This window comes from Streptomyces mesophilus, from assembly GCF_040300965.1.
Classification (GTDB): Bacteria; Actinomycetota; Actinomycetes; order Streptomycetales; family Streptomycetaceae; genus Streptomyces; species Streptomyces mesophilus_A.
The window spans coordinates 47087-62900 of record NZ_JBEPEW010000012.1 but is presented as its reverse complement, the minus strand read 5'-3'; the positions used below and the strand labels follow the sequence as shown (position 1 = coordinate 62900).

At 71.2% G+C, this 15814-nt stretch carries 15 protein-coding genes; 9 read left to right on the top strand and 6 right to left on the bottom strand.

Translation table 11 applies throughout. The features are described from left to right. Positions 1 to 11: 11 nt before the first annotated feature. Both ABT367_RS07180 and ABT367_RS07175 read right to left on the bottom strand, forming a co-directional pair. Positions 12 to 1007 (bottom strand): DEDDh family exonuclease, encoded by a 996-nt coding sequence (locus ABT367_RS07180; RefSeq protein ID WP_352250454.1) that lies wholly within the window; start codon positions 1005 to 1007, stop codon positions 12 to 14. A 47-nt stretch (positions 1008 to 1054) separates the two neighbouring features. Further along, complete coding sequence (locus ABT367_RS07175) at positions 1055 to 1699, bottom strand: TetR/AcrR family transcriptional regulator (RefSeq protein ID WP_352250452.1); 645 nt, start codon at positions 1697 to 1699, stop codon at positions 1055 to 1057. A 105-nt stretch (positions 1700 to 1804) separates the two neighbouring features. Here ABT367_RS07175 and ABT367_RS07170 point away from each other — a divergent pair, with 105 nt between their 5' ends. The 9 genes from ABT367_RS07170 to ABT367_RS07130 all read left to right on the top strand — a co-directional run bounded on the left by ABT367_RS07170 (position 1805) and on the right by ABT367_RS07130 (position 10087). Next, positions 1805 to 2632 carry an acetoacetate decarboxylase family protein gene (locus ABT367_RS07170; RefSeq protein ID WP_352250450.1) on the top strand — a complete coding sequence of 276 codons (828 nt, stop codon included), beginning with the start codon at positions 1805 to 1807 and terminating at the stop codon, positions 2630 to 2632. Next, positions 2632 to 3516 (top strand): SDR family NAD(P)-dependent oxidoreductase, encoded by an 885-nt coding sequence (locus tag ABT367_RS07165; protein WP_352250448.1) that lies wholly within the window; start codon positions 2632 to 2634, stop codon positions 3514 to 3516. Before ABT367_RS07170 ends, ABT367_RS07165 begins: the two co-directional genes overlap by 1 nt. Positions 3517 to 3528: 12 nt before the next feature. Next, the gene (locus ABT367_RS07160; RefSeq protein ID WP_352250446.1) at positions 3529 to 4815 is read left to right on the top strand and encodes an amidohydrolase family protein; all 1287 of its coding nucleotides are present in this window, start codon (positions 3529 to 3531) and stop codon (positions 4813 to 4815) included. Beyond that, a complete protein-coding gene (locus tag ABT367_RS07155; RefSeq protein WP_352250445.1) occupies positions 4812 to 6083 on the top strand; it encodes an amidohydrolase family protein in 1272 nt (423 codons plus the stop codon). The genes ABT367_RS07160 and ABT367_RS07155 overlap by 4 nt, the downstream gene beginning before the upstream one ends. 116 nt (positions 6084 to 6199) lie before the next feature. Beyond that, positions 6200 to 6922 (top strand): VIT1/CCC1 transporter family protein, encoded by a 723-nt coding sequence (locus tag ABT367_RS07150; protein WP_352250443.1) that lies wholly within the window; start codon positions 6200 to 6202, stop codon positions 6920 to 6922. Positions 6923 to 7102: 180 nt separating this feature from the next. After that, on the top strand, positions 7103 to 7324 hold the full coding sequence (locus tag ABT367_RS07145) for a Clp protease N-terminal domain-containing protein (RefSeq protein WP_352250441.1): 222 nt from the start codon (positions 7103 to 7105) through the stop codon (positions 7322 to 7324). Positions 7325 to 7431: 107 nt separating this feature from the next. Further along, positions 7432 to 8331, top strand: a complete 900-nt coding sequence (locus ABT367_RS07140) for a sterol desaturase family protein (protein WP_352250439.1) — start codon at positions 7432 to 7434, stop codon at positions 8329 to 8331. Next, positions 8328 to 8990 carry a lysoplasmalogenase gene (locus ABT367_RS07135; RefSeq protein ID WP_352250437.1) on the top strand — a complete coding sequence of 221 codons (663 nt, stop codon included), beginning with the start codon at positions 8328 to 8330 and terminating at the stop codon, positions 8988 to 8990. The genes ABT367_RS07140 and ABT367_RS07135 overlap by 4 nt, the downstream gene beginning before the upstream one ends. A 53-nt stretch (positions 8991 to 9043) precedes the next feature. After that, complete coding sequence (locus tag ABT367_RS07130) at positions 9044 to 10087, top strand: zinc-dependent alcohol dehydrogenase family protein (RefSeq protein ID WP_352250435.1); 1044 nt, start codon at positions 9044 to 9046, stop codon at positions 10085 to 10087. A gap of 4 nt (positions 10088 to 10091) precedes the next feature. On the opposite strand, the gene ABT367_RS07125 is transcribed toward ABT367_RS07130, so the two are convergent. From ABT367_RS07125 to ABT367_RS07110, 4 genes are all read right to left on the bottom strand, one after another. Continuing rightward, positions 10092 to 11159 (bottom strand): CopD family protein, encoded by a 1068-nt coding sequence (locus ABT367_RS07125; protein ID WP_352250433.1) that lies wholly within the window; start codon positions 11157 to 11159, stop codon positions 10092 to 10094. Positions 11160 to 11287: 128 nt separating this feature from the next. Then, on the bottom strand, positions 11288 to 12565 hold the full coding sequence (locus ABT367_RS07120; RefSeq protein ID WP_434975417.1) for a cytochrome P450 family protein: 1278 nt from the start codon (positions 12563 to 12565) through the stop codon (positions 11288 to 11290). Between the two features lie 137 nt (positions 12566 to 12702). Further along, positions 12703 to 14037 carry a CoA transferase gene (locus ABT367_RS07115; RefSeq protein WP_352250429.1) on the bottom strand — a complete coding sequence of 445 codons (1335 nt, stop codon included), beginning with the start codon at positions 14035 to 14037 and terminating at the stop codon, positions 12703 to 12705. Positions 14038 to 14141: 104 nt separating this feature from the next. Beyond that, positions 14142 to 15665 carry a S8 family peptidase gene (locus ABT367_RS07110; protein ID WP_352250427.1) on the bottom strand — a complete coding sequence of 508 codons (1524 nt, stop codon included), beginning with the start codon at positions 15663 to 15665 and terminating at the stop codon, positions 14142 to 14144. Positions 15666 to 15814: the final 149 nt, after the last annotated feature.

The window sequence follows — 15814 nt, the reverse complement described above, 5'->3', positions numbered from 1 at the left end:
CGGGCTGATAATCACCCGGACAGCTGCCCGGGCTTCCCAGGGGTGCCCGCCGCGGGCTCCACATCCCGCAGCAGCTGGCCGAACGCCGCCTCGTCCACGATCGGGGTGCCGAAGCTCTTCGCCTTGACGACCTTGGACGTACCGGAATCCGGATCATTCGTGACAAGCAGGCTCGTCAGCCGCGACAGGCTGGTCGCCACATGCAGCCCCGCCTCGACCGCCCGGTCCTCGAGCAGCTCGCGCTCGGTCGAGGTGTCGCCCGAGAACGCCACCCGCATCCCCTGCCGCAGCGGCCGCCCCTCCTCGTAACGCCCCGGGTTCGGGTACGGGCTCGGCGGGAGCTTGCGGGCCTGGCGCCAGTTGGCCTGCGGACGGTACTGGTGGCCGATGCCCGGCTGCGCGGGCGGCGCGTTCCACTCGGTCAGCGGCCGGCACTCGTGCAGCGGCAGCCGTACCGCGTCCCGTGCCGCCGCCCGCAGGCTCGGCCGGAAGGCCTCGGCGAGCACCCGGGCGTCGTCGAGCGCGTGGTGCGCGCGCTGCTGTACGACACCGAAGTGCGCGGCAAGCGACTCCAGTTTGTGGTTGGGCAGCGGGAGCGCCAGCTCCTTCGACAGGGCGATGGTGCACAGCCGCTGCCGTACGGGCGGAGTGAGCGTGGCCCGCGCGTACTCGCGGGCGATCATCTGCCAGTCGAAGACCGCGTTGTGCGCGACGAGCACCCGGCCCTCGAGCCGCGCCGAGAACTCCTCGGCGATCTCCGGGAAGAGCGGGGCTCCTTCGAGGACATCGCTCGTCAGACCGTGGATCCACACCGGACCGGGATCACGCTCGGGGTTGACCAGCGTGTACCAGTGGTCCTCGACCTCGCCGCGTGCGTCGAGCCGGTAGACGGCGGCGGAGATGATCCGGTCGTCGCGGGCGAGACCCGTGGTCTCGACGTCGACGACCGCATACCCCGACGGGTAGGCGGCCGGCCACTGCGTAGCGGTCGTGCGGTCTTCGAGCATGGTTCACGAGGATAAGGCCCGCGACTGACACTCCGGACCGCCGGGGCTCAACGTGGCGCCGGCCCCAACAAGCCGTCCACCATGGCGCGTACGGAGAGCAGGAAGAGCCGCTCCGGATCCGGCGGACCGGTAAGGCCTTTGGCGAGCGCGGGATCGTGCTCGGCCGTGGCTTCGTCCCAGAGGCTCTCGTCACCGGGGTACTGAACGGGCGCGCGTTCGCGATTGCGTTCCACGAGGACGAAGCCGACCACCTGGAAGAGCAGCGACCGTACGACGTCGGCGGCCCGGGTCCCGCGCAGTCCGGCCGCATGGACCTCGTGCACCAGGGCCTGAGTCGCCGGCTGGAACATCCGCTCCGTCAGGCCCCGTTCATGGACCATCGCCACCAGATGCGGATGCCCGCGCAGCTGGGCGCGCAGGGCGCGGGTGACCGAGACGATGCGGGACGCGGGGGTGCGGCCCTGGGCGCGGATCTCGCCGAGGTCGGTAACCGTGCGCTCGACCAGGGCTTCGAGCAGCGACTCGCGATTGCCGACGTGCCAGTAGATCGAGGTGACCGCCGTGCCGAGTTCGGCGGCGAGCTTGCGCATGGTCAGCGCGCGCGGACCGTCCTTCTTGACCATCGCCGCGGCGGCGTCGAGGACGGCGTCCCGGGTGAGTGCGCGCTTCGGCGAGCTGGGCTGGCTGCTCATCGGCTCCCCAATTTCCGTTTCCTGCACGGCTCTTTACCCTTCATCGCGGGCGGTGTAACAGTGTTACAGACTCGCTGGAACACCCCCATCGAAGGGCGGTACGCCATGGCACGAGTACGGTACGGCGCGCGCACGGAGGCCGAGATCCAGGCTTCGCGCGAGAAGAGTTCCAAGCTCCCCGACATCTGGTCGACCGGTGTGGTGGCCGTCTGGGAGAGCGATCCCGACGCGGTGGCCGCGGTCCTTCCGCCACCGCTCAAGCCCGCCGAGAAGCCCCTGGTGCGGGCGAACATCAGCAAGGTCGACCTGCCCGGATATCCGCTGGGCGCGGGCTCGGTCGCGGTGGCCGCCGAGCACGACGGGGTTGTGGGCTGGTATCCGCTCGTCATGCCGATGACCCATGAACGGGCGCTGATCGGCGGCCGCGAGGTCTTCGGCGAACCGAAGAAGCTCGGCGAGGTCACCGTCGACCGGGACGGTCTCGTCGTGAACGCCAAGCTGGCCCGGCACGGCATCGCGTTCGTGGAGGTACGGGGAGCGGTCAGCGGTGACCTGCCGATCCCCGAGCCGGCCACGAAGACCGACTTCTACTTCAAGTTCCTTCCCGCCGTGGACGGTTCGGGCTTCGACGCCGATCCGGTGCTCGTGCACTGCACCCGCAACGAGAAGGTGCGCAAGCTGGAGCGGATCACCGGGGACGTGGTGCTTCGGGAGTCCATGTTCGATCCGATCGCGGATCTCCCCGTCCGCACGATCGTGGAGATCACCATCGGTGAGAAGACCACCGACCAGAAGGGCAGGGTCGTCGAACGGGTCAGCGCCCAGGCCCTGTTGCCGTACATCCATCAGCGCTACGACGACCCGCAGCAGATCCTCGACGGGCCTCCCGAGGGCAGCGACAAGGCGCCCGAGGCAGGGAAGGTCGACGCCTGATGAAGCTGGAAGCAGGACAGGTCGCCGTCGTCACCGGCGCCGCGAGCGGGATCGGCCTCGCGATGGCCCGCAGGTTCGCGGCGAGCGGCCTCAAGGTGGTCCTCGCGGACGTGGAGGAGGATGCCCTGGAGAAGGCCGCCGCTTCTTTGCGCGAGGACGGGGCCGATGTGCTCGCCCGCGTGGTCGACGTCTCCGACCGCGACTCCGTATTCGCGCTCGCCGACGCCGCGTACGACACGTACGGCGCCGTCAACGTGCTCTGCAACAACGCCGGTGTCGGCTCGGGCGCCGAGGGCCGGATGTGGCAGCACGAACCCAACGACTGGAAGTGGGCGTTCTCGGTCAATGTCTGGGGTGTCTTCCACGGCATCCAGGCCTTCGTGCCGCGCATGATCGAGAGCGGGCAGCCCGGCCACGTGGTCAACACCTCGTCCGGCGATGGCGGTATCGCCCCGCTGCCCACCGCCTCGGTGTACGCGGTCACCAAGGCGGCCGTCGTGACCATGACCGAGTCGCTGTACGCGCATCTGAAGGCGGAGGGCGTCCAGGTGGGCGCGTCCGTGCTCTTCCCCGGACCGCACATGCTGCGCACCGGACTGTGGGAGTCGCACCGCAACCGGCCCGAGCGCTTCGCCAAGGAGCGGCCGCGCAAGACGCCGTACCGCAGCCTCGACCAGTGGGAGTCGGCGATGAAGGAGGCCGGCCACGAGGTGCAGTTCACGCCGGTCGAGGAGGTCGCCGACTTCGTGGCCGAGTGCATCGAGGCCGGGAGCTTCTGGATGATGCCGGCCAGCGAGCACAGCGACCGGCAGATCAAGGCGCGGTCGCAGTCGATGCTCGACCGTGCGAACCCCGCGTATCTCGAAAGCTTCATCCTGGACTGAGAGGTGCCCGTCATGACCGATGCGCAGGATCCGTACCTGATCATCTCCTCGGACTGCCACGCCGGGCTTCCGACCGAGGAGTACCGGCCGTATCTGGACTCCCGTTTCCACCGTGAGTTCGACGAGTTCCTCGCGGGCCGCGACCGTCGCCGTGAGGAGGCGACCCGGCTCGGCATCCGCAACGAGGCCTTCGCCGACAAGTGGTTCAGCGACAACGAGGAGGGTCTGAGGGGCGGTTGGGACGTCGCCCAGCGCCTGAAGGAACTGGACGGCGACGGGGTGGCCGCCGAAGTGGTCTTCCCGGACGCCGACGCCGTCGACAGCCAGACCGCCGCGCCCTTCGGCGTGGGCCTCGGACTCTCCGGCGACCAGGACCCCGAACTCGGGATGGCGGGCGCGCAGGCGCACAACCGCTGGCTCGCGGAGTTCGTGTCGCAGAACCCCGAACGGCACTGCGGCGTCGCCCTGTTGCCCATCACCGCCGAACCCGACAAGGTCGTCGCCGAGATCCACCGGGCCAAGGAGTCCGGGCTCGGCGCCCTGATGATCCCCTCGATGTGGGTGGACCACCCGCCGTATCACGACGCCCGTTACGAGCCGATCTGGGCGGCGGCCGCCGAAGCCCAGATGCCCCTGGTGACGCACTCGGGCGCGGCGCCGCGCCACGAGTACGGCGACCACCTCGGCATCTACGTCAGCGAGGTGACGTGGTGGCCGGCCCGGCCGCTGCACTTCCTGATCTGGTCCGGGGTGTTCGAGCGGCACCCGGGGCTCAAGTTCGGTGTGGCGGAGTCGGGTTGCTGGTGGCTGCCCAACCTCCTGTGGTTCATGGACCGGCTCTACCTCGGCGCGCACGGCGGCAAGAAGCTCTCGCCGTTCTCCGCGCTGAAGCGTCCGCCGAGCGAGTATCTGGACCGGCAGGTGTTCATCTGCGCGACGAACACCAAGCGGCGTGAGCTCGCCCAGCGGTACGAGATCGGCGTGGACAACATCCTGTGGGGCTCCGACTTCCCGCACCCGGAAGGGACCTGGCCCAACACCCGCAACTGGCTCAAGAACACCTTCCACGACATCCCGGTGTCCGAGACCCGGCGGATGCTCGGGCTCGCGGCCGCCGACGTCTTCGGCTTCGACACCGACAAGCTCGCGCCGATCGCCCGGCGCATCGGCCCGACCCCCGCCGACCTCGGACAGCCCGAGGACCAGGCCGCCGTCGAGGCCTCCTGGGCGCGCTCGCGCGAGGTGGGCCGGCACTGGATCACCGGCAACGACTTTCCCGTACTGGGGGTGAACCCGTGAACCAGAGCCGCGGAGTGCCGAGCGCACCCACCGACCGGTACACGGTGATCTCCGCCGACTGCCACGCCGGCGCCGATCTCCTCGACTACAAGCCCTACTTGGCGGCCGAGCACCACGAGGCCTTCGACGCCTGGGCGGCGACCTACGTCAATCCGTACGAGGATCTGCTCGCCGACACCGCGGACAAGAACTGGAACTCCGACCGCCGTGTCGCCGAACTGGAGGAGGACGGGATCGTCGCGGAGGTGGTGTTCCCGAACACCATCCCGCCGTTCTTCCCCTCCGCCGCGCTGATGGCTCCCGCGCCCACGCCCGAGGAGTTCGAGCAGCGGTGGGCGGGTCTGCGCGCCCACAACCGCTGGCTCGCGGACTTCTGTTCAGCAGCACCCGGTCGGCGCGCGGGCGTCTTCCAGATCCTCCTCAACGACGTGGACGAGGCGGTCAAGGAGATCCGCTGGGCCCACGGAGCGGGCCTCACCGGCGGACTTCTCCTGCCCGGTACGCCGCCGGGTTCGGGTCTGCCCGAGCTGTACTCCCAGGTGTACGACCCCATCTGGAGCACCTGCGCCGAGCTGGGCATCCCGGTCAACCACCACGCAGGATCGGCCTCCCCGCCACTGGGCGACGAGCCCGCGGCGCGCGCGGTGTTCATGGTGGAGACGACCTGGTTCTCGCACCGGGCGCTGTGGCACCTGATCTTCGGCGGAGCGTTCCGCCGTCACCCGGACCTGAAGCTGGTCCTGACGGAGCAGGGCTCGGGCTGGATCCCCGGCGTCCTGGACATGCTGGACTACTACCACGCACGCCTGGTCAAGGCCGCGACCAAGGCGGCGGGCCCGAAGGCGAACACGGCGGAGTCCAAGTTCGGCCAGGGCCTCGCGGCCTCCATGGGCAAGGGCCCCTCCGAGGTGTGGCGCGAGAACTGCTTCGTCGGCGCGAGCTTCATGCGCCCGCACGAGGTGCCGCTGCGCGACCGGATCGGCCTCGACAAGATCATGTGGGGCAGCGACTACCCGCACGACGAAGGCACGTATCCGTATACGAGGGAGGGCCTGCGGATCGCGTACGCCGGTCTCGACCCCGCGGAGATCGCCGCGATGTGCGGCGGCAACGCGGCCCGGGTCTACGGCTTCGACCTCGATTTCCTCGACCCGATCGCGGCGAAGGTCGGTCCGACGGTCGAGGAGCTGGCGGAGCCGCTGAAGGAGCCGCCTGCGGACGCGACTTCCCCCGTCTTCGCCCCCGGGGGCAAGGTCCGCGTGTGGTGACCCGGTGATGCCGCCAGGGGCGGCGAACAGGAGCGCCCGGAACCCCCGGGGACGTTGAACTCCCCACGCGAGGTGGCGTGCGGGGTCGGTCATGTCGGATATGAGACCCTCCCGGCATGACCGCTCCCGACGCGCCCGAAGTGCCCCACGAGCCGCACGAACAGGGCATGTCCACCCGCCTCAACTGGCTGCGCGCCGCGGTGCTCGGCGCCAACGACGGCATCGTCTCCACCGCCGGGCTCGTGGTCGGCGTCGCGGGCGCCACGTCCGACCGCTCGACCCTGCTCACGGCGGGCCTCGCGGGACTGCTCGCCGGCTCCATGTCCATGGCGGCCGGCGAGTACGTCTCCGTATCGACGCAGCGTGCCTCGGAGAAGGCGGCGCTCGCGATGGAGAAGCGCGAACTGCGCGACCAGCCGGCGGCCGAACTCGACGAGCTGACCGAGCTGTTGGAAGGCCGCGGCCTCAGCGCCGACGTGGCCCGCGAGGCCGCGGAACAGCTCACGGAGAAGGACGCGCTGCGGGCACACGCCCGGGTCGAGCTCGGCATCGACCCGGACGAGCTCATGAACCCATGGCACGCGGCGTGGGCGTCGTTCCTGGCGTTCACGGTGGGCGCACTGCTGCCCCTGCTCGCCATCGTGCTGCCGCCCGAGTCCGTACGGCTGTACGTCACGGTCGGCGCGGTGCTCGCCGCGCTGTGGCTCACGGGCTGGTGGAGCGCCCGCCTCGGATCGGCGCCGACGGGGCCGGCGGTGCTGCGGAACGTGCTCGGGGGTGCGTTGGCGATGGCGGTGACGTACGGGGCGGGGTCGTTGTTGGGGGCGGTGGGGGTGTGAGGTGAGGGGGTGCCGGGCTGCTGCCGGGGCAGCGGGCGGCGGCCGGACCCGCGCCCGGGGGCCGGCTGAGCAGCGGCCTGGCCACCGCCGACAGTACGGTTCCGGCCAGTTCGGCGAGCGCAACTTCCAGTCCCTGCACGGGTGTTCCTCCCGTCGTGCCGAGGGTGGACCCTGCAACGTATGCCTGCGGATCCCGCCCCCGTACCCACACCGCGCCACGAGAACGTCATCGCCGAGGCGGCACGGATCGCCGTCCGGCTCGGGCACGACTACGTCGGTGTCGAGCACCTCTTCCTCGCCATCGTGCGCGACCCCGGCGCCGTCCCGTCCCAGGTCCTGGCCGAGACGCAGGACCTGGGCGAGATCGACGCGCGGCTCAGTGAGGTGATGCGGACCTACTGAGGGCCGGGCCATTGGCGGACCTGGCCAACAACCGGCCCGTACCCCCGGTAATACTTGTCGGTAACTACCTCTAGCCCAGCCCCGACCAGCGCCCTTACGGTGCACTCATGCCGAACCTGCCCGATGTCGTGCTGTGGTCCATACCGGCCTTCGTGCTGCTCACGATCGTCGAGATCGTCAGCACGCGGCTGCACCCCGACGAGGACGCCGCCGGTTACGAGACCAAGGACGCCGCCACCAGCATCACCATGGGCCTCGGCAGTCTGGGCTTCGACTTCCTGTGGAAGATCCCGGTCGTCGCGATCTACACCGCGGTGTACGAGCTCACGCCCGCGCGCGTGCCCGTGCTGTGGTGGACGGTCCCGCTGATGCTGCTCGCGCAGGACTTCTTCTACTACTGGTCCCACCGCGGCCACCACGTCATCCGCATCCTGTGGGCCTGTCACGTGGTCCACCACTCCAGCCGCAAGTTCAACCTCTCCACCGCCCTGCGCCAGCCCTGGACTTCGGTGACGTCCTGGCCGTTCTATCTGCCGCTGATCGCCTGCGGTGTGCACCCGGCCGCGCTGGCCTTCTGCTCCTCGGCGAACCTCGTCTACCAGTTCTGGATCCACACCGAGCGCATCGACCGGATGCCGCGGTGGTACGAGTTCGTCTTCAACACCCCGTCGCACCACCGCGTCCACCACGCCTCCCAAGGGGGCTATCTGGACCGGAACTTCGGCGGGATCCTGATCGTCTGGGACCGGATGTTCGGCTCGTTCGTGCCCGAGACCGAGCGCTGCGTCTTCGGTCTGACGAAGAACATCGAGACGTACAACCCGCTGAAGGTCGCCACCCATGAGTACGTGTCCATCGCCAAGGACCTGAGGGCGGCGCGCAGTTGGCGCGAGCGGGGCGGCCGGCTGTTCCGCGGGCCCGGCTGGTCACCGGAGGCCGACGTCAGGCCCGCAGTCCCCGCGCCCGCCGCCGATTCCGCCGAGCCCGCTGCGGAGCGTGTGGCGTGAGGCGGATCTTCGCGGGGGCCTTCGCCGCCGCCGTGGCCGGTGACCTCGTGTCCCTGCTCGCGGGCTGGGACCTCGGGCACACGCTCTGCAAGCCTCTGCTGCTGCCCCTGCTCGCCGCGTACGCGGTGGTACGCGGGGCGCCGAGGCTCCTGATCGCCGCGCTCTTCTTCGGCTGGTGCGGCGACGTGCTCCTGATGTTCGACGCCGACCCGGCCTTCCTCGCCGGTATGGGCGGCTTCGCCGTCGGGCACGTCTGCTATCTCGTGCTCTTCGCCCGGTACGGACGACGCGGCGAGCGCGCCGACTTCCTGCTCGCCACGTACGGCGTGGTCCTCGCCGCCACCCTCCCCATGCTCTGGTCCGATCTCCCGGCCGAGCTGCGCATCCCGGTCGTCGCGTACAGCCTGCTGCTCACGGCCATGGCCTTCCGCGCCGCCCGGCTCGGTGCGGCCGCCGGAATCGGCGGCGCCCTGTTCCTGCTCTCGGACACCCTGATCGCCACCGGCCTGGCCGACTGGCCGCAGCTGCCGCGCCCCGACTTCTGGATCATGCTCACCTACGCGGCGGCCCAGGCGCTCCTCGTCAAGGGCGTGCTGACCGGCCTCGACGCGCAGAAGGACCAGGCCACGACGTACCGTGAGAGCCGCGCCGCCGTCTGAGTACCACGGGCGGGCGCGCCCGCAGCACCCGTAGAGCAGAAGGAAAACCCGCCATGCGCGCCACCACCATCCATGCCCCGTACGACATGCGTGTGGAGGAGGTGCCCGACCCGCGGATCCAGGAGCCCACCGATGCCGTGCTCCGCGTGCTGCGGGCCTGTATCTGCGGCAGCGACCTGTGGGCGTACCGCGGTGAGGCCGCGCGCCAGAAGGGGCAGCGGATCGGGCACGAGTTCCTCGGCATCATCGAGGAGACCGGCTCCGACGTGCGCGGTTTCCAGGCGGGCGATCTCGTCGTGGCGCCGTTCATGTGGTCCGACGGCGTCTGCGACTACTGCGCCGAAGGGCTCACCACGTCCTGCGAGCACGGCGGCTTCTGGGGTGCGGTCGGGCACGACGGCGGCCAGGGCGAGGCCGTGCGGGTGCCGCACGCCGACGGCACGCTCGTGAAGCTGCCCGCCGACGCCGCCTCCGACGACCACCTCCTGACCGCGCTGCTCACGCTCTCGGACGTCATGGGCACTGGGCACCACGCGGTGCTCGGTGCCGGTGTACGCGAGGGCTCCACCGTCGCCGTCGTCGGTGACGGCGCCGTCGGGCTGTGCGCGGTGCTCGCCGCCAAGCGGCTCGGCGCCGAGCGGATCATCGCGCTCGGGCGGCACCAGGTCCGTACCGATATCGCTCTGCGGTTCGGCGCCACCGACGTGGTCGCCGAGCGCGGCGACGAGGCCGTCGAGGCGGTACGGGCGCTCACCAAGGGCCAGGGCGCGCACTGCGTCGTCGAGGCGGTCGGCACCGAGCAGTCGATGAGCACGGCCGTGAACATCACCCGCGACGGCGGCGCGATCGGCTTCGTCGGCGTCCCGCACGGCAGCGGCACCGGCCTCGACCTCGGCGTCATGTTCGACCGCAACATCGCCCTGCGCGGCGGCGTCGCGCCCGTGCGCACGTACATCCCGGAGCTGCTCCCGGACGTACTCGACGGCACGATCGACCCCTCCCCGGTCTTCGACCTCACGGTCGGCCTCGAGGAAGTGCCGGACGGTTACAAGGCGATGGACGCGCGCACGGCTTTGAAGGTACTGGTCGCCTTCTAGCTTTTCAGCCCCACAAGGGCCTGTCCCACCAGATGGGTGCCGGCACCGCGGTGAGCAGCGCCGACACGGCGACCACCAGACCGAGGGCCACCACCTCGGCGCGGGCCGGCACCATCGCGGACCACGGGTCACCGCCGCGCTTCAGGCGGGCTCTGGCCAGCACGGCGAGGACCGCGATCGCGACCACAAGCAGCAGTTTGGCGAAGAGCACCCGCCCGTACGCGGTGGTGAACACCGAGTCGAGCGGCAGCTTGCGCAACGTCGAGCAGGTGCCCGAGGCGGTGATCGCGGCGAACAGCACAGCCGCGACGCGCGCGTAGAGCCCGAGCAGCGCGGCCGCGGGCCTCGGCCAGGGCCGCCAGAGGCGCATCGTGCGCAGGACCCACAGCAGGCCGCCGGCCCAGAGCGTGGCCGAGGTGAGATGGACCAGCGTCAGTGCGCTGCCGACCAGCGGGTCCTCCTCGGGCCCGATGGACGGGTGGGCCCGCAGCGCCTCCGCCGCGGCCACCACCGCGAGCGGCAGGACCGCGCTGCCGGGGCGGCGGGACTGGGCGCAGAACCCGGCCGCGATGAACGCGTTGACCTCCAGGAGCGCGAGCCGTCCGTCCGTCGTCTGCCACAGCCGGCCCGGCCGCAGCTCGGACAGGGTGTCCGGCGGGATGTTCCCGTTGGCCACGATCAGCGCGAGCCCCACCGCGGCCAGCGCGCCGAGGAAGGCCGCGGTTCCCGACCAGTTCGCGGGGCGCGGCCCGGGCGCGTCCGGCACCCTGCGGGTCAGCCAGCCGTCCGCCGCGTGTCCGGCGAGCACGCACAGGGCGCCGAACATGACCGTACGAAGCAGCGTGACCAGGTCGATCCCGGGCGCGGCCGCCTCGCCGGACTCGTGCAGGGCGAGATCCGGGCCGAGCAGCGACACGAGGGCGGCGAGCAGGACGAGCGCCAGGACGGCCCCGCCGCGCCGCAGGGCGGATCTTCGCTCGGCGGCCGACGGGGCATCAGGTCCCGCGCTGCCGTCGGTGTCCTCGGCGGACTCGGCCACGGCGGCCGCAACGGAGGGGCGGGATACGGTCATTGATCGATTTTGACGGAAACAGTCTGATTATTGCAACGGTTCGCGGCTGAACTGGTGGGCCGTCAGGCCCTGGATGCCGGGGGTCGGACCGCCGAACCGGTGGGCCGTCGGACCCTGGACGCCGGGCGTCAGCCGCCAAGGATCACCGGCAGCGCCTCCAGGTCGTTCTGCGTCAGCACCGGCGCCTTGCGCAGCTCTTCGGACGGCACCGCGAGCCGCAGGCCGGGAAAGCGAGTGAACAGGGCGGGCAGCGCGATCGCCGCCTCCAGGCGCGAGAGCGCCGCACCGGGACAGATGTGCGGACCGTGCCCGAAGGCGAGGTGGCGCCCGGCGTCCGCCCGGGTGATGTCGAAGGAATCGGCGTCGGGGCCGTGGAAGCCCGTGTCGCGGCCGATCGCCCGATACGACATCACGACGCCCTCGCCCTTCCCGATCACGAAGCCGTCGGCCTCCTCGACCACGATCTCCTCGGTCGCGAACCGCATCAGAAGATGCGTCACCGGCGGATCCCAGCGCAGCGCCTCCTCGATCACCGCCTCCCAGGAGACGCTGCCGTCGAGCACCATGGCCAGCTGATCGGGGTGCGTGAGCAGACCGCGTACGGCACTGAGGATGAGCGCGATCGTGGTCTCGTGGCCGGCCGCGATCATCGACTGGAGATTGCCGGCCACCTCCTCCTGGCTCATCGGCGCACCGCCCTCGTCCGCCAGGATCAGCGCGCTGGTGAGGTCGTCGCCGGGCGCGGCCTTCTTCTCGTGGACCATGCCGAGGAAGATCCCGTAGATCTCCGCCATCACCGCGAGCCGCTCGTCCTGCGGGGTGAGCATGGAGAAGAAAGCCTTCCAGAGCTTCATCTGCCGCGGTATCTCCGACTCGGCCACCCCCATCAGGGAGCAGACCACGGCCATCGGCAGCGGTCCGGCGAACGCGGGCTTGAGGTCCACGGCCGCACCTGGTGCCTCCTTCGCCTGCGCGGCCAGCTCGTCGAGCAGTTGCGCGGTGTACCGCTCGACGACCGGACGCAGTTCCTCGCCCCGCCGGGCCGTCAGCGCCTGTGCGATCTTCGTCCGCAGCCGCCGGTGCTCGGCGCCGTCCGTGGTGAACATCGACGGCGGTACGTCGACCATGCCGATCAGCGGCCAGGCGTGCGTGACCTCGCCGGAGGCGAACAGGGCCCACTGGTTGATGTCCTTGACCAGCCGGGAGTCCGTGAGCAGCCGCCGCGCCACGGGCTGCGAGGTGACCGTCCAGGCGGGCACACCGAGCAGATCGATCCGGGCGATGGGCCCGGCCGCGCGCAGCCGGTCGGTCTCGCCGTCGAGATCCTGGACCAACGGGTCGATGACGAGGGCGGGCGGGGACGGGTTCAAGGCGGCCTCCACGGCGTGCGGCGGGATGCAGGACACGGGTGATGGTGTCGGTCAACTCCCTTACGAGGGAAGAGGCTTCACTCGCTTGTACGGGAAGGGCTTGACCCGCTCGTACGGGAAGGGCCTGACCCGCTCGTAAAGGAGGGGCTTCAGCCACTCGTACGGGATGGTCCTCACCCGCTCCATCGCGCCGGATCGGCGCCCCAGCGCCCAGGCCCCGCCGGCCAGTCGGCCGGGCCGCCCGCGAATGTCACGGGGGACTTGGCGTACCGCAGCCGGCCCAGCGGTCCTTCCGTCTCGGCCAGATGGCGTTCGCTGTCGTACGTTCCCTCGGGAGCCGGGGCCGACGGCAGTCCGCACAACCAGTGCGCCGTCTGCGCGAGCGCACCCTCAACGTGCCAACTGCCGCCCACCGCCCGACGCTCCGTCAGCGCCCGCAGCACACCCGCCGCGAGCAGATACCCGGTGCCGTGGTCGAGGGCCTGCGCCGGCAGCACGCCCGGCCGCTCGTCCGTCCCCTCGACGGCCGCGACCCCGGTGGCCACCTGCACCAGCGAGTCGAACCCGCGCCGGCCGACCCACGGCCCGTATCCACCCCAAGCCGAAAGCCGCGCCACGACCACACCGGGCCGACGCTCGGCCAGCGCGGCGGGGGAGAGGCCGAAGCGGTCGAGGGATCCGGGGCGGTATCCGGTGACCACCACATCGGCCCCGGCGAGCAGCTCCTCGAAGGTGCGGCGGTCGGCGGCCCGCCCCAGATCGAGCAGCGTCGAGCGCTTGCCGAAGCCGGTGTCCGCGTGCTGATCGGGCAGTTCGGGCCGCTCAGGGGTGTCGATCCGCAGCACGTCGGCGCCGAGCAGCCCCAGCGTGCGGGTGGCGACCGGGCCCGCGAGGACCCGGCTGAGGTCCAGGACCCGGGGCCGGCCGCCCCGTTCGCGTACGGCCGGCGCATCGCCGGTCCGGTCCAGGTTCAGCAGGGGCCGCCGCGCCACCTCCGCCCCCTGCTCATGAGCCGCCCACTCCTTCGGCGAGCGCAGCGCGACCGCGAGCCCGCCCGCCGCGTACACCGTGTCCTCGACGTCCACGGCCGTGCGCCCGGCGATCTCGGATTCGAGGCCGTCCGCGTCCGTGCCGAGCGCGGACAGCAACGCCGCGCGGTGCCACGGGTAGTTGGCGTGCGTGCGCACCCAGCCGTCGGCCGTGCGCCACATCCGCGACAGCGGCGCGAAGTTCTCCGGCGCCCGCCCGTCGACCCGCAGATGGCGCTCGCTGACGAACGCCGTGGCGACGGCCCCGTCGTCGACCGTCACCGCCCCCGCCGTACGGCCCTCGCCCGCGAACTCGGCGGCGGCCAGGGCGCACACGGCGACACAGGTGCGCGCGGCGGTCAGTACGGGAAGACGCGCGGGCAGTACGTCACCGGCGCCGCGGTGGTCGATCCGCGACAGCAGGGCGGGATCGCCGCCCAGGGCCCGCCAGATGGGAGCGACAGGATCCGAGCTGGTCAAACCGGGCCTCCACAAAGAGCAAGGCCCCCGAGACGGGGGCCGGGCGAACGGAACTGCGGGCCGCCCCGACGGGGCGGCCCGCAGCACACAGCATTACGCGCGGATCACTTCACGGCGTCCAGCGCGTCCACGATCCCGGTTCCGTAGAAGCCGTTCGTGCGCTTGCCGCCCTCGCACACCGCGTCCACGACACCGTCACCGTCCGGGTCGTACGGCTCGGCGGGGCAGCCCGGGTTGTCGGCCTGCGCCTTGAGCATCGCCTGCAGCGCCGACGGACCCGCCCACGGGTACTTGCTCTTCAGGAGCGCCGCGACACCCGACGCCATCGGCGAGGCCATGGACGTGCCCTGCTTGAAGCCCCAGCCGCCGCCCGGCAGCGTCGAGAGGATCCGGCCGTTCTTCGACGGGGTGTCCGCCGGGACCCGGCTGTCGCCGCCCGGTGCCGCCACGTCGATGACGCCGTTCCCGTACGTCGAGTAGAAGGACTTGGCGCCCTTCGGACCCGTGGCCGACACGGTCACGACCCCGGGCAGCTGGGTCGGGATGTCGAAGCACTCGTGCGGGTCGATGGTGCGCTCGACCGGGGTCGAGTCGTCGGGGCTCGAGTCGTCCACGATCGCGTCGGCGTCGAGGTCGTGGTTGGAGTTGCCCGCGGCCGCCACGTTCAGGGTGCCCTTGCCCTTGGCGTACAGCTGGGCCCGGTTGACCGCGTCGACGATGGCCCGCTGGTCCGGGTCGTTCAGGCAGTTGTACAGCCACGGGTCCACGTAGTAGCTGTTGTTGGTGATCTCGATGCCCTTGTCCGCGGCGAAGACGAACGCACAGACCACGCTCTCCGGGAAGAAGAGCTGGGTGTCCGGCTCGGAGACCTTGATCGCCGCGACCTTCACACCAGGGGCCACACCGGCGACACCGACACCGTTGCGCGCCGAGGCGATCTCACCCGCCACATGCGTGCCGTGGTCGTGCGACGGCTGGTAGGGACGCCACGCTCCGGGCGTGGTGTCGGGCTTGCCGCCCACACAGTTCGCCGACTGCCCGGCCGAGAAGTTGGGCGCGAGGTCCGGGTGGGTGTCGTCCACACCGGTGTCGATGACACCGACGGTCACCTTCGCGCTGCCCTGGTTGATCTTCGCGGCCTTGTCCGCGCCGATCGCCCGCAGACCCCACTGGTCCGCCTCGAGCGGCTCCTGCTCCGGACCCGCCGCATCGGCGAGCTGCGCCGCCTCGGCGGCCGAGAGCCGGTCGGTGCCGCCCTCCTGGGTGATACCGGCCGGTGCGAGCGGCGCGGTACGGGTGGCGCCCGCGCTCTGCACGCCGCGTACCTTGCGTATCTGCTCGCCGAACGAGGGGTTCGTCGAGTGGACGACGATCACGCCGATCTGCCGGTACGTGACGATGATTTCGCCGCCGGCCTTGGCTATCGCCTTCTCCACGGCGGAGATCGTGCGGTGGTCCGTCCGCGTGTTCACCACATACGGCAGCTTCGGACCGGTCTGCGTCGAAGCGGCCGGTGCGTCGGCCGGGGTCACGGCCTGGGCGGCCGGCGCGATGCCGAGCGTGGCCAGGGCGAGGACCAGGCCCAGCGGCGCGGCCAGGCGACGCCGTCTGGAACGCAGATGAGACATGGGGTCTCCACTTCATCCGTTGAGAGGGGAACGCTCTTGCGCCGCACGCGCACCACCCGAACCGGTGGTGATGGCCGGGCAGTTGACGCGTACAACGAACGCGAAGCTAGCGCCCCAGCTCAGGCCGCAGCAATGGGGTGGCGGAACCG

Coding starts and splice junctions, on each gene's coding strand:
- ABT367_RS07180 (WP_352250454.1), bottom strand. CDS start 1,007: ATGCTCGAAGACCGCACGACCGCTACGCAGTGGCCGGCCGCCTACCCG.
- ABT367_RS07150 (WP_352250443.1), top strand. CDS start 6,200: ATGACCGCTCCCGACGCGCCCGAAGTGCCCCACGAGCCGCACGAACAG.
- ABT367_RS07175 (WP_352250452.1), bottom strand. CDS start 1,699: ATGAGCAGCCAGCCCAGCTCGCCGAAGCGCGCACTCACCCGGGACGCC.
- ABT367_RS07130 (WP_352250435.1), top strand. CDS start 9,044: ATGCGCGCCACCACCATCCATGCCCCGTACGACATGCGTGTGGAGGAG.
- ABT367_RS07145 (WP_352250441.1), top strand. CDS start 7,103: ATGCCTGCGGATCCCGCCCCCGTACCCACACCGCGCCACGAGAACGTC.
- ABT367_RS07170 (WP_352250450.1), top strand. CDS start 1,805: ATGGCACGAGTACGGTACGGCGCGCGCACGGAGGCCGAGATCCAGGCT.
- ABT367_RS07140 (WP_352250439.1), top strand. CDS start 7,432: ATGCCGAACCTGCCCGATGTCGTGCTGTGGTCCATACCGGCCTTCGTG.
- ABT367_RS07125 (WP_352250433.1), bottom strand. CDS start 11,159: ATGACCGTATCCCGCCCCTCCGTTGCGGCCGCCGTGGCCGAGTCCGCC.
- ABT367_RS07110 (WP_352250427.1), bottom strand. CDS start 15,665: ATGTCTCATCTGCGTTCCAGACGGCGTCGCCTGGCCGCGCCGCTGGGC.
- ABT367_RS07160 (WP_352250446.1), top strand. CDS start 3,529: ATGACCGATGCGCAGGATCCGTACCTGATCATCTCCTCGGACTGCCAC.
- ABT367_RS07165 (WP_352250448.1), top strand. CDS start 2,632: ATGAAGCTGGAAGCAGGACAGGTCGCCGTCGTCACCGGCGCCGCGAGC.